Raw genomic sequence first — 14,144 nt, 5'->3', positions numbered from 1 at the left:
TATGTCAGAAACCTTAGCTAAACAGCATATTCTCGTTATTGAAGACGAAGTTAAAATTGCCGAATTAATAGAAAAGTATTTATATCTTGAAGGGTTTAAAACAAGCCTAATTCACGATGGCAACTGCGCACTGGATGCTGTAAATGAGCTAAACCCTGATTTGATTATTCTCGATATCATGCTGCCTGGCACAAATGGCATCGAGTTGTGTAGCAAAATAAGACAATTCAGTGATGTGCCTATTATTATGCTTACAGCACGGGTTGAAGAAATTGATCATTTAATTGGTTTTGATGTTGGTGCCGATGACTATGTTACTAAACCATTCAAACCAAAAGAGTTAATGGCGCGTGTGAAAGCCATTTTAAAACGACGCCGAATGCCAAATAGCAAACCGAGTACATTCACAGCAGGCAACATTATTGTTGATCCGAGCGAATACAAAGTGTTGGTAAAAAATGAAGAACTGAAACTAACAATTAATGAATTTAGCTTGTTAAAAATATTAATTGCCTCTCCTAATAAGGTTTTTTCACGCCAAGATTTACTAACCATGACTCAAGGTAAGTACTTTGAGAGCTACGAGCGCAGTATTGATTCACACATTAAAAACTTGCGTAAAAAGCTGACTCAAGCCGACCCTGATAGTCATTACATTGAGTCAATTTATGGCGTGGGATATAAATTTAAAATTTAAACAACCTTTTTCACACTTGCGACGACTAACTAAATAACATAACCCATTAGGACATCATTATGAATTTAGTACGTATTAGCGTAAGTGCACTCTTAATCACGGCCACTACTGCTTGTATTGGCCTCTCTAATGCCAGCACAACAAACAACCAGGGTGATTATCGCGTTATCACTTTTAAAGACTGTAAAAAGGTAAGCGAAAGTCCCCTCAATAACGAGCAAATTGCAGCATACCTAGAGCTTGAGCGTGAACAAGTAAAACTTGAAGCACTTGAGCAACCAATTAATGACATAGAGCTACAAGTTACTGAGTACTCTGAGCAAATAGAAGCAATCACCGAAGAAGCAGTTGTTGAAGACGAGAACCACTTGCGAATTAATAAAAGTTTATTAAAAGAGCAAGATAAGCTGGCTAAAGAGCTTAATAAACTTATGGCTGCTCATGATGCCGATTTTAAAGCACTGGAACAGCAAGCAAAATTAATTGAACATGCCGCTAAGCAGTTTGATAAAACTATGAAGCCTTTGATGGAACAAGGTGAGTCAACCCATCTACAAATTTTAGCGCCAGGTGAAGAAGAAAAACTAGAGTGTTTTTACACTATCTAAAGCACGTTACCTAGGTGTGCATAAAGTTTCGCATGTGATTGCCGAATGTCTTCTTTATGCACTTGCTTAAACCATTTTAATGCTTGATCTTGCTTTCCTGCTTGCCAATTGATTTCAGCAAGACGTAACTTATAAATAGCAATCACATGTCGATCTGAATCTGTATCCATGTACTTAAGAGACTGTACATAAACTCCATCGGCTTGCTCATAATTTGCCAGAAGTTGGTGGGTACGAGCTAAATTACCTAAAGCAACAGAGATTTTGCGGTTATGGTTGGTTTTTAAAATCCAATCAGCGGCAGTTTTTCGATTTGCAAGTGCACCGTCTATATCACCTAATGAGTGATAAACATTTGCTTTATTCGAAGCCAGTTCAAAGTGGAAAATGGGATCTTTGCTTTTGCCAAAGCGTCGCTCTGCCCTATCAAGAATTTGCAATGCCGTTTCTTTGTTGCCAAACACGTATTGTAGATTAGCCAATTCAACCATACGCATAGGGTTACCAAAGGAGTCGAAGATTGCTTGCAGTTTTTCAAATGCTTTTGTGGCATATTTACGACCAGTTTCAAAGTCGCCTAAATAATGCATTGATTTGGCATAATAAAAGTAAACTTGCACCTGAAATACAACAGGTAACTCTTCACTGGTAATGAAAGGCTCAGTGCTATCTTTCAAGATTTGATATTCCATTTTGTCGTAGAAATAATCAAACTGATAAGATTTAATCTCATACCAACGCGCAGAGCCAAGCTCACTGCTTGCTAGCTGTTGATTAATGTAATCTAAGCAACTAATTTGTGATTGTTGCTCACAAAACATCTCATGATCACTAAAGTTTTCAGAGGCATTGGCATTAAGGCTCGATAATCCTAACAATAACAAGGCTAACTTTTTCTTCATGCTCTATTTTCTCAGCGATAACTCACTCAGAAAACTAACAAAATTTAACAGCTTATAACAGTAATTTTTAATTAAATTGATAAGTGTAACCCAGCACTAAGTTTTGATCTGAGCCGTAATCACTGTCTTCTGTTGCAGCAAATAGCTTGAAACTTTGTTGTTTATCAAATTGATAACTTGCACCAATGGCTGCGAAATAACCTGAATAATCGTTAGACCCCACCGAATACGCTGCGGCAGTCATTAATGTCCATTTTTCGGATAATGGCTTTAAAGCAAACGCCCCCAAATAACCACCATCACTACTGTTTGGAATAAGCACCCAACCTTCAGGGCCAGGTATTTCTGTTGTTAAACACGCCCCTTGCCCTGCTAAACACGCAATTTCACCATCAACATGGCTATAACCACCCATAGCGAAAATTTGCCAACCATAGGGCGCAATATCAAAGTAACTCAGTGGCATAAAGGTGCCAACACTATAGGTTGTACGCTCAGCTCCTTGATCATAACTTTGCTTACCAAAGTTAAAATTAACAATGCCAATATCAAATAGCCACGAGCCACCAACACGCCATTCATCGCCATTGGCACTCACACTGGCATTAAGCTTTTTAACTGCTCCCAAACTCAGCGAACCGGTGATCCTTAATTCATCTGAATAACTTGCACCAAACTGAGTAACGACCTTGGTGGGATCTTCACTCAGTTTAGTTTGTTCACCCGAAGCGGTTTGTGCTGCTGATGCGCTAAACACTGAAACTACCGATAAAGCAGCGAGTGCTGCTTTTTTACCTAATACCATATTAACGTCCTTTTAGTTTGACTGAGTCACAATTCATAATAACTGTGTATTAGGTAAATAAAAGTGTTTATTTTATGTTCGCTTAAAATTTTAGCTACAACGCAGCGATACACTCCACTTCAACCTTTGCGCCAAGTGCCAAGCCACTGGCTGCAAAAGCACTTCTGGCGGGTAACTTAGTAAAAAATGGCGTGTAGGCTTGATTGGCTAAAGGCCAGTCTTTTATATCTGCCAACATAAGAGTGCATTTAACAATATCGTTAAAATCTAAATTGTGATCTTGCAAAACCAAGCCAATGTTTCTCATTGCCTGCGTCATTTGGGTGCTGATGTCATTGCCAGCCAACGCCATGGTGGTTGGCAAGTTGCCTAATTGCCCCGATAAAAATAATAACCCAGCCGCTTCACGCGCCATCACAAACGGTAATTTTTCATTATCACCCAAATGGATAAACTGACCATTTTTAATTACATGAACAATATTTTGGCTGTTGGTGATTTCAATACTTGGGTCACTGTTAAGTACCACAAGATTCGCCGTTTTACCTGCCTTTATTGAACCAGTTTGCTTCTCAATGCCAATCACTTTTGCACCATTAATGGTTGCAGCCTGTAAAGCTTCTAAAGGTGTTAAACCTGCCCGTTCAACTAATAATTGCATTTCATGGTGTACCATAGGCATCACTGTATTAAACCTATCACTGGTCACATCGGTACCTGCAGCAATAGTTACACCGGCTTGATGAGCCAATTGCGTAAACAGCCCGCCCCACTCATTGAGCAATAACCCTTTTTCACCACGAGAGGCTTTGGTTTTATCAAATACCGTTAAGGTTGAGTCTAGAATTGTGCCCTTATTTTTCATCTGTTTTATAAGTGATTGATAAGCTTCTAGTTGCTTTGCATCGCTTTTTTGCTGCTCTGTTAAGGCAACATTTTTACGGCGCATTTCATAGAAATTTTCAATTACTTGCGCGGCAAAATCGGCAGCATGTGAAATTGTTTCAACCCCACCATTAACCGCTTCAAGCGGTGTTGCTGGGCCAATAAAAGCATGCGACCACACCTTGAGGTCATGTTTTTTAGCAGCTTGAGATAGCTTTGCTACTACTGTTCCTGGCACATTTGCATAAATTTTGATGCCGGTTGCCCCCAACCCTTTGCTACGTAGCATAATGGCATCAAAGTTACTGTGTTCATCAACGGCACGCATCCAGTCCACAGCACCGGGGATTTCACCTTTTGCAGAGGCGACTGTACGGGGGTCCGAAAAGAACGCTTTACCACCAATAATCACAGAATAATAAATATCCGGTGATTGAATAATATCGTTATCGGCTCGTCTTTTAAGTGAACTCAAAGCACGGGTATCACCACCCATATCACGTACACTTGTCACACCTCCCTGTAAAAGCTGACGCAAGCGAGTGCGCGTGATTTCATCATTATCTGAATCATCAGGCGAAGTAGCATGGTGCACATGAGTATCTATTAAACCGGGTATTACATACTTACCTGCTAAATCGATTTTAATGACACCATCGGCAAAGCGACGAGATCTTGAAGGAACAATATGTTTGATTTTGTCATCTTCTATGATGATGGTTTGTGCTTTATTAACCGACAAGGTTTCCACGTCGATTAGGTTCACATTTTGTAATGCAATGGTTTGAGCCATCACCGACGACGATAAACCCAATGCAATGCTGGCAAGTAATGTGTTGATGCCCGATTTCATAATCACCTCTTATTCTTGTTTTAACTCCCAACTTACACCTGAATTACTTGGTTTTACATCTCACAAAAGTTTATAGTGTATGAACTTATAGTTTAAAAATAATAACAATGAACAAACTAGAAGCCGTTAGAGCCTTATGCTTAGTCGCTGAATATAAAAGCTTTACGCGGGCTGCTAAGCAGATGCAGCTGTCTACCACCATGGTAAGCCGCCATGTTAAACAGTTAGAGCAAAACTTAGGCTGCTTGCTGCTAAAGCGAAACACTCGTAAAGTTTGCTTAACTGATGCAGGACAAAACTATGTTCTGCAAATGAAGCCTTTACTGAATAAATTTAATGAAGTTGATGAAGAGATAAGCGGGCTCAGTCAAGCGCCTAGCGGCAAGCTGGCTATTTCCGCCAGTATTGAATTTGGTTGCCAATATTTAACACCTTTGATCAGCCAATATCAGCATGCTTTTCCCGATGTTAAATTAGATATTGTATTGTCTAATACGCCCGTTGATTTATTTGATAGCCAAATTGATCTGGCATTTAGAGTTGCTCCTTCATTACCTGATGCCAGCCATATAGCGCAGACAGTTTGCCATTCATCATTATCTTTGTGGGCAAGTCCTGCCTACTTAAAAAAGCATGGCACGCCAATAGATATAGCGTCCTTATCTGAGCATAGATTACTGTTTTTCAGTCATCATATTCGTCATGACCAATGGATTTTTTTGCTAGATGGTCAGCATGTTTGCCGCAAGTTTAACTGGGCAATGACTTCTAATAATGGCCGATTTTTAAATGAAGCAGCGGCAGCGGGTGATGGGATCATTCAAGCCCCTCGTTATTCAGTAGCCCCGTTTATAAAATCAGGCGAATTAGTCGAAGTGTTAGCACAGCACACCCTAAATCCACTAACGATTGCTGCGGTTTATCCGCATAGGTATGCGCTGTCAAATCGGGTGAAATCATTTGTTGAGCTGGCTAAACACTACTTTAGCCAGCATCCGATCCCTTAAAGAAGGAGTAAACTACCTAAACCTAGGAAGGTGACAAAGCCAACGATGTCGGTGACTGTGGTCAGGATCACAGACCCTGAAAGGGCTGGATCGATTTTAAGCTTATCTAAAATCGATGGGATCACCACCCCTGATAACGAAGCAGCAACCAAGTTAAGTAAAATAGCGATAGTAATTGTTAAACTTAACATGCCATCGTTGAACCAAAAATAAGTAAGCACACCAATCACAAAGGCCCAAACACAGCCATTTAACGCCCCTACTCTTAGCTCTTTTTTCAGCAGTGCTCTACGGTTGGAGTCGGTAACCTGACCAAGCGCTAAACCGCGTACAATTACCGTTAACGTCTGACTACCTGCAATACCGCCCATAGAAGCGACAACCGGCATTAATACCGCCAGCGCAACCACTTGCTCGATAGTTGCACCAAACAAACCGATAAACCAAGAGGCCAAAAACGCCGTTGCTAGGTTAATACCAAGCCAAATACCGCGGTTTTTTGCCGATTTAGTGACGCTTGAGAACAGATCCTCGTCTTCACGTAGACCACCGGCTTTTGCAGCAGCTTCGTCGGTGACTTCTTGGCGTAATTCATAAGCTGATGACACTGATAACCGGCCTAATAGTTTGTTGTCGGCATTCACAACTGGCATCGCCATTTGCTCACTGTGAATAACCACTTCAGCTGCTTCGTATAAGTCGTCATCAGCATGTAAAGCCGATACATCAAGGTTCGCGTAATCCAGCAGGCTGTCGTTATCATTGGCTTTAAATAAAGCATTGATAGCCACTTCACCAATGAGAGTGCCCTTACGGCTGACTAAATAAATCACCTCGGTATATTGCGGTAAACCTTTTTGAAAAATTTTACGCGCCCCTGCCACTGTGAGTTTTTCTGACACTTTTAGCGCATCAAAATCGAGCCAGTGACCTAACTGCTCTGGATTATATTGCTGTGCAAGGTCGTACTGTTTTGTTTGAACTTCATCGAGTTGTCTGCGTGCATAATCAACAAAGCGCTCAGGAATAATTTCTTCAAGTTCAAGTAACTCTTCTACGCTTACTTCGTCAAGTAGCTTAAAGCCTTCGGCTTCTTCTAGACTTTGCAATAACCAGCGACAGCTATCGCCACCTAAGTTAATGAAGATTTCATGTTGTGTATCTTCATCGAGTAATTGCCAAATCTCTAAACGCTGTTCTTTAGGTAATGCTTCAAACAATAACGATAGATGTTCTGTAGAAAGCTTTTCTTTAGCATCAGCAAGTAACTTATTTTTGCGTGTTGTGGTGTCACACTGAAGCAAGTCATCAATTAACTGGGGAAGTTGGTCAACAGGATACTCAATCATTTGAGACCTCGGTTAATTACATCAATAACAATAGTCTAACGCAGCTCAGGAAAAATAACTGCTCTGAAAAGGTATATTTTTTGAAACCAAACAATTATCCCTAGCTGTAAAACATCGTTTTTAAATCACTGTTTCAAGCTAGAGAATCAAAATTGCATAAAAAAGCACACCCAAACACAATTAAGATCTATTATCATTCGCATTATAGTGATAACATTTCAGCCCTCCTTAACTTTCTCAATAATAAATACGGGTATCAGCATGAAAAACAGAATAAAGTATTTACCACTTGTGATTGCATTTGCACTCACTGGATGTGGTGGTTCAGATAGTAATAATGCACCTGAGTTCACCAGCAACTTAACATTCACATTAGATGAAGATACATCTATTACGGGCCAAGTTGTGGCAGCAGATGATGACGCTGTTAGCTATACCCTCGGCTCTGCAGCAAGTAACGGACTATTTGCTTTAAATGCTGATGGTACATTTACCTATACCCCAAAAGAAAATTTTGCAGGCCAAGACACAGTAACCGTTACCGCCACTGACGGCAGCTTAAGTACTGATGCAGTACTTACTTTTACGGTTAACAACGTTAACGATGCACCAACGCTTACGAGCCAGTCAATCACTGTAACCACCTCAACAACAACTGAAGGTTCATTAACTTTTAATGATGCCGACGGTGACACTGTAACTGTTTCTTTAGTAACGCCTCCTACCAACGGTACCCTTACTCTAGATGAACAAACAGGGGCATTTACATTTACCGCAGAAACGCTGTCAGAAATTAACGATAGTTTTGTTATTGAATTTACCGATGGCAATATTAGCTCGCCTATCAGCGCAACCATTGAATTAAAACCTTCGTATGTTACGAACGAAGATAAGCTCAATTACTACTACAGCTCAGATAAGTCTCATTTAAAACAAGCTGAAGCGATTAGTGAAAATATCAATGACGATGTGTATTTGAATACAATTAATGCAAGCTTAGGTCTTGGCTATGTTGTTGCTGGTTTCGAAGAAAAATCAAATCAACACTTTAATGCTATTACCAGCTTAGATGAAAAAGCCAGAGCTTACAGAAGCACATCTTCACAATATGACTCCTTTGGGGAGTATGACATAGCAGCCGAGTTTCGTGCTAAATCTGTCATAGCCTACAACCAGTACCTTGCAGAAAAAGGGCTAAATAATATCAGTTCAGACGATCCTGATTTTTATCAGAATGTCATCAAACTATATAATCGTGCAGGTCAAACAAATTTAGCAAAGGAATTACTCAATACCCTCACTACTTTTGCAAACGAAATAAAAAGCGATGAATACACAGTCGCATACGCAAAATATTTAGCTTCTTTTTACAAAACATCTAACTCATTAAGAGAAGACTACTACTCTGATAGAACAGAAGAAAAAAGACAGCAAGCAATTGAGAGCGTTATTGCTATGGGTGAACTAGCTGAGCAAACAGGTTACTTCATCGAAAAAAGTGGTGACTTTAAAGGCTTACCTAGTGATCGAATTAAAGCACTATACGTCTTAAGGGCAGCTGAAGCTTTATTGCGTCTAAACGAAACAGAGCTTGCCAAAAAGTATGTTAATTTAGCTTTATCACTATATGGTATTACAGGCTTAGATAGTAACTATGTGTACCAAGCCAGTCCCTACTATGAAGCAACCAAACATCAATATCAATTTCCCTTAGAAAGCCTTACAGGACTCATTCACGGCCTTTACAACATACCTCTCGACGAAAACCCTGCTTTGAAATTAATGACAAAAGAAGCAAATATAAGTGACGCACTTGAGTACAGTATGGGACAAGACATTGCTAAAAACCTCATTGCAGGTCAGGAAATTGACGATGCAGTATCATACGCAAAGACTTATTTTACAGAAGATAGCAAAGTTAATATAACCAGCTTTTACAAAGCTTTAACCTGGGAATCTAACCAAGATGGCGCTGTACTTGTACTTGAAGCTAGAGGAGAAAACGAACTCGCGTTGCAGGTTCTAGACTATGCTGCAGACATCTTATTTTCTGAAGCTTTCATTACAGAGCAAAAATATGCAAGATATATTACAGGCACTTATGGATGTGCAGGGATAGTACAAAAAGCTATCTCTTTAGGTGGCTTAGATCATGCTAAAAGTTATGCAAGCAGATGTAAAACTATGCTAGCGACTTATTTATCTCCGAACTCAGAGCTATTCACCACGAAAATGGCACTGGAGGCTTATCGTAATTTAATTAATATATACGACTTTATTAATGATAACTCTGAGCTAACAGCTGCATTAGAGATAATTAATCAACATATTGCATTACTCTCTGATGATAGTGAAAAAGTTAAAGCATACTTAGCGATCACTGGTTACTTAGTTAAAGCAGGCGAAGTAGAGGTAGCTAAGCAACAACTACTACAAACATATTTTATTATCTCAAATCTCAAAACATCTTTAGAATTTGAAGATTACATAGATTTAGTAGAAAAGGCGGCAATAGCCTCAATAAGTGATGCCCCAATAACTACAGGAGTTTATTATCAAGATTCGTTTGTTACATCTTTGAAAAAATACCAAACGTCCAACTCTCAATATTTGTCAATTTATAATGAAGTTATAGCTGCACTTCATGATTTAGCTAATGATGCAAATCAGGCATTAATGAAGCAATCTGAAAAATTAGTCATAGATAACACTGCTATGCTAGTCACTCTATTTGCAAGACTTGAAGACGATGCAGCAGTTACTGAGCTAATTAATCAATCTGTACTTGGTGAAGCCGATAAATTAGCGCTTTATGCAAATTTTGCTGCAATTCGAGCAACTAAAAATGACTTCCCTACATCTTCGATTGCGAGTATCGATACGGACCACGATGGTAAACCCAACTTCTTCTTATCAGGCGCATCAGAGCAAGCAATTGCCGACTCAGGTTTAATTGCAGATAACGATGCTGACAATGATGGTATTGAAGACAGTATCGATGTGACTCCTTTAGGAGAATAATACATCCATAATACGGCGAGGCAGCTCTGCCTCGCCCGCCATGTTAAACCCCAACAAATTCAAAATATACTCAACTATGGGAATTTAATATTCCTTAAAAAGTTAAAAACCCAACAAATGCAATTGAGATCTATTTATATTCGCGTTTTTAATTGATACAATCACCCGCTCTTACCTTTGTGCAAAATATGCAACAAATTAAGCTATTTAATAAAGGTAATTAACTATTGTCAGCTCTTAAGCGGCCTTCTCTTTAATCTAATTGGTACTATTTCAGGAGTTTTACCATGCAAATGCGCTACTTATCAGCGTGTTTGATGCTTTTACTTAATGCCCCTTTACACGCTAATGAAGTAAAGCAACAAACAACAAATCCTCAATGTAACGATAAGAACAATAAGCAATGCAAAGAGATAGAGCGCATTACTGTTAAAGGGCAATACATCGGAATTGAAGTACCTGAGGTGATAGGTCGTGCCTATTTAGATAGAAACTTTATCGAAGCAACCCCCAAAGGTAATGGTGATATCAACGAATTGATTGCCTTACTACCAGGCGTGCAATTAAGTGAAGACTACTACTCGATTGATAACCTTGCTGAAATTAGCGCCCCTGAAATAAGTATCTCGGGTGCAAAGCCTTGGCAAACAGGCTTTATGATTGATGGCATGAATTATAACAACCGTCTTGATCCTGCCAGTGCGAGCCGTATTGGCGCCTCTGAAAATGAGGTGTCAGGCGGTGTGCAGAGCATGAACATTAACAGTCAAATTGTTGAGTCGATTACTGTTTACGATCATAACATTCCAGCAGACTTTGGTGACTTTTCTGGTGGCGTTGTCGATGCCGAAACTATTTCACCTTTTTCTACAGATACTCGTGTGAGCTTTGGTATTCGTGGTAACCGCAGCGACTGGGGTGAATACCATATAATCGATAACGATGAGCCAGATGACACTACTGAAGGGCAAGACGCCATTGAACCACCGGTTTATGAAAAAACTAATATCGATTTTTCAATACAAAAAAAGTTAAATGAACAGCATGCTTTACTAATGAGCGTAAGCTATTTAAAAAGTGATATTTCGGATATTTCGCTCTCAGCACAGAAGGTAGAAAGTAGAGAAAACATCAACGCCCTACTGAAATACAGCTATCGCGATGGCTGGGTTGATTCACTTGATTTAAGCGTTATGTATGCCCCTTATACTTCAGACTCGTACTTGAAAGACGTTCTCAATAGTGACTATCAAGTTGAAGGGGGAAGTTTTGGTTTTACTGCAAATTTAGCTGAAGAAACTCGCTTTGGTCACTTCAGCAGCAAATTTAATATGAGTCAAAGTGATAACAACCGTACAGGGCCTGCGCATTTTTATACTTGGCTTCAAGCAAAAGGTAAAGAGTGGGGTCAATTAGCAGATCAAAGCGCCGACTCAACTCCTGTTTCAGAGTACGGCGGCTATGGCAATCTTGATAATACGCAAACCAGCTTTAATTGGCGAAATACCTTAACACTTGAGCGTAAAAAGTGGGGCAATACTGAACACGCAATTCGCGTTGGCGCTGAACTTAACCATCAAAACTATGAGCGTACTCGCCAACAAAACTATTATAAGTATGACTCGCCAATTCAATACTCATCAACCAACGAACAACTTAATTGTAGTGGCTATACCCTTGATTGTGTTGAGCAAAGCTTTTATGTCGATTTAGATACCCTTGCCGAACAATTAGGTGGCAGTATCGACTTTAATAACCCAGAGCACTTACTTGCCTACTCTAATAACGTAGCCACAACAGCCCAGTATTTTAACTCTCGTCTTGTCACACCAAGTGAAAATATCGATGTAAGCTTAAATAAAGCAGCCCTGTATGCTACCGATGTGATCACCTGGAAGCAGTTTGATTTTCATTTAGGTGTTAGATACGACTACGATGATTTTTTCAAAAATCACAATATCGCGCCACGCTTATCAATGGGTTATGACGTATTTAACGATGGCAATACACTACTGACTGCGGGTTTAAACCGTTATTACGATGCAGGCCTACTCGGTTATAAAATTAAAGAGCAACAAAAGTTCGCTTATCGTGAATACCGTCCTATTCAAAGTGGTTACTTACAAGCTTGGCTTCCTTCTTCTTACACAGGTAACTTTCGTTATATTTTTGACGATGTGAAAAGCCCTTACGATGATGAAATTGCGCTAGGTCTTCGCCATGCTACCGAGAGTTTCGGTAACTTTGCAGTGAAATACGTACATCGCGACAAAAAAGACCAGCTATCTAGAAATGAAGAAACCAACCTAAAAAACGATGGTTATCAATATATTACTATTTATAATAATGGTACTGGTGAAAGCGAACGTTACTCACTGTCTTGGGATGCAAAATTTGGCGACCATTCAATATGGGCCAATGCATCTTATAGTCAAAGTAGTGAAAGCAATAGTGACTACACTGCAACACCCGACAACACCCCTATTGAGTCACTGGTTTACTATGAGGGTGAGCTCATGAGCTTATCTGAGTTAGATACCCTAAAAGCGAATTTTGGTCGCCCAGTAACTGCTAACTTTGGTTGGAATACAGATTGGACTGATACTTTTTCAACTGGTTTAACAGCAACTTACAGCGGCAGTTACACAACTGCAATTAAGTCTAGTAGCGATCAACGAATTGGTATTGGTAGTGAGTGTACTACGTGTGAAGCAGTTGAAATATTTGTGCCAAAGTACGAAGCACATACCTTTGACTCTCGCATTATGTTTGCCTTAAGTAGCCGTTGGAATTATCAAATAAGTCAATCTCAATCTCTTGAAGTTCGCCTTGATATCAGCAACTTATTCAACGCACGTAGTCATGCTATTACAGAAGGGAACTCTGGTATTGAACCCGGTAGAATGTTTTGGTTAGGGGTGTCGTATAACTATGAATAAATGGTTATTTCTCTTTACGTGCAGCATTTTTACAGCGAGCGCCTTTGCGCAAGAGCAGTCATTACGAGAATTATACGCAAAGCCACAGCATGACTGGCCAGCTATTATTAGCAGTAAAGATGTGCCAGCTGCACCGCTCAAACCTTTAAAAGCCAAGCCGATTAATCAAAGTGATGAGATCATCGCATTAGGTGAAAAACTATTTAACGATACCCGTTTGTCGCGAGATAACACGGTAAGCTGCGCAAGTTGTCATGAGTCTCGTTTAGCGTTTTCAGACAGGCGAAAGTTAGCTGTCGGCATTGACGGTCAAGTCGGCACACGAAACACCCAAGCCATTATTGGTATTGATCATTGGCAAAGCTTCTTTTGGGATGGCAGAGCTAAAACTGCAGCTCAGCAAGCATTAATGCCAATTGAAAACCCAATAGAAATGGGCAGTTCGGTTGAGCTAGTGCTTAATAAAATAAACAGGGCTGAGGACTATAAAAAACCAATACTCAATGCCTTTGGCAAAGAAGCGCTTAATAAGGAGCTATTAGCTCTATCGCTTGTTGCTTTTGAACGTACGTTTGATGTTCCTGAATCATTATTCACGCGGTTTATCGATAAAGCGCAAACGAGTCCTAGTGAAGCTGTCGCACTTTTAGACGATCAACAACTTGAAGGCTTACATTTATTTAGAACCAAGGCGAGGTGTATGACTTGTCATGAAGGTGCTTTACTCAGCGACAATGAATTCCATGTTACGGGGCTACATTTTTATGGTAGAAAACTTCAAGATTTAGGCCGTTTTGATGCCACCCAAGACTCCGCTGATATTGGCAAGTTTAGAACCCCTTCTCTTTTAGCGTTACAACAAAGTACGCCTTGGATGCACCATGGTGGCTTTCAAAGTTTGCTAGGGATAGTCAACTTCTACAACGCAGGTGGAGCAAGGCCAAAACCGAGAAAAAAATTTAAAGATGATCCAAACTACCCACAGACAACTGAGTTACTGCATAAGTTAGAGCTCAGTAAGGATGAAAAAAATGCACTCATCGCATTTTTAGAAACCCTTTAACTGCACGCTCGCTCT

10 protein-coding genes are annotated in these 14,144 nt (G+C 39.9%); 6 read left to right on the top strand and 4 right to left on the bottom strand.

Translation table 11 applies throughout. The features are described 5' to 3' along the window. The first annotated feature begins 1 nt into the window (after position 1). Together HUS61_RS13740 and HUS61_RS13735 are read left to right on the top strand one after the other, a co-directional pair. On the top strand, positions 2-697 hold the full coding sequence (locus HUS61_RS13740) for a response regulator (protein WP_175082739.1): 696 nt from the start codon (positions 2-4) through the stop codon (positions 695-697). Between the two features lie 59 nt (positions 698-756). Further along, on the top strand, positions 757-1,305 hold the full coding sequence (locus HUS61_RS13735; protein WP_175082738.1) for a hypothetical protein: 549 nt from the start codon (positions 757-759) through the stop codon (positions 1,303-1,305). Here the strand turns inward: HUS61_RS13735 and HUS61_RS13730 are convergent. The 3 genes from HUS61_RS13730 to HUS61_RS13720 all read right to left on the bottom strand — a co-directional run bounded on the left by HUS61_RS13730 (position 1,302) and on the right by HUS61_RS13720 (position 4,750). After that, a complete protein-coding gene (locus tag HUS61_RS13730) occupies positions 1,302-2,207 on the bottom strand; it encodes a lipopolysaccharide assembly protein LapB (protein ID WP_175082737.1) in 906 nt (301 codons plus the stop codon). The two genes, HUS61_RS13735 and HUS61_RS13730, sit on opposite strands and share 4 nt — an antisense overlap. Positions 2,208-2,274: 67 nt before the next feature. Then, positions 2,275-3,012 carry a hypothetical protein gene (locus tag HUS61_RS13725; RefSeq protein ID WP_175078572.1) on the bottom strand — a complete coding sequence of 246 codons (738 nt, stop codon included), beginning with the start codon at positions 3,010-3,012 and terminating at the stop codon, positions 2,275-2,277. A 94-nt stretch (positions 3,013-3,106) separates the two neighbouring features. Continuing rightward, entirely contained in the window at positions 3,107-4,750 is a 1,644-nt protein-coding gene (locus HUS61_RS13720; RefSeq protein ID WP_175082736.1) for an amidohydrolase family protein, read from the bottom strand. Between the two features lie 107 nt (positions 4,751-4,857). Here HUS61_RS13720 and HUS61_RS13715 point away from each other — a divergent pair, with 107 nt between their 5' ends. Next, a complete protein-coding gene (locus tag HUS61_RS13715; protein ID WP_175082735.1) occupies positions 4,858-5,757 on the top strand; it encodes a LysR family transcriptional regulator in 900 nt (299 codons plus the stop codon). Here HUS61_RS13715 and HUS61_RS13710 read toward each other — a convergent pair. Next, the gene (locus HUS61_RS13710; RefSeq protein WP_054560666.1) at positions 5,754-7,106 is read right to left on the bottom strand and encodes a magnesium transporter; all 1,353 of its coding nucleotides are present in this window, start codon (positions 7,104-7,106) and stop codon (positions 5,754-5,756) included. The two genes, HUS61_RS13715 and HUS61_RS13710, sit on opposite strands and share 4 nt — an antisense overlap. Positions 7,107-7,367: 261 nt before the next feature. Here HUS61_RS13710 and HUS61_RS13705 point away from each other — a divergent pair, with 261 nt between their 5' ends. The 3 genes from HUS61_RS13705 to HUS61_RS13695 all read left to right on the top strand — a co-directional run bounded on the left by HUS61_RS13705 (position 7,368) and on the right by HUS61_RS13695 (position 14,129). Beyond that, positions 7,368-10,127, top strand: a complete 2,760-nt coding sequence (locus HUS61_RS13705) for a cadherin-like domain-containing protein (RefSeq protein WP_175082734.1) — start codon at positions 7,368-7,370, stop codon at positions 10,125-10,127. A gap of 287 nt (positions 10,128-10,414) precedes the next feature. Next, entirely contained in the window at positions 10,415-13,066 is a 2,652-nt protein-coding gene (locus HUS61_RS13700; RefSeq protein WP_175082733.1) for a TonB-dependent receptor plug domain-containing protein, read from the top strand. After that, a complete protein-coding gene (locus HUS61_RS13695) occupies positions 13,059-14,129 on the top strand; it encodes a cytochrome-c peroxidase (RefSeq protein WP_175082732.1) in 1,071 nt (356 codons plus the stop codon). Before HUS61_RS13700 ends, HUS61_RS13695 begins: the two co-directional genes overlap by 8 nt. Positions 14,130-14,144: the final 15 nt, after the last annotated feature.

This window comes from Pseudoalteromonas sp. 0802 (genome assembly GCF_013350085.1).
Taxonomy (GTDB): Bacteria; Pseudomonadota; Gammaproteobacteria; order Enterobacterales; family Alteromonadaceae; genus Pseudoalteromonas.
This window is presented reverse-complemented; position numbering and strand designations above follow the sequence as displayed.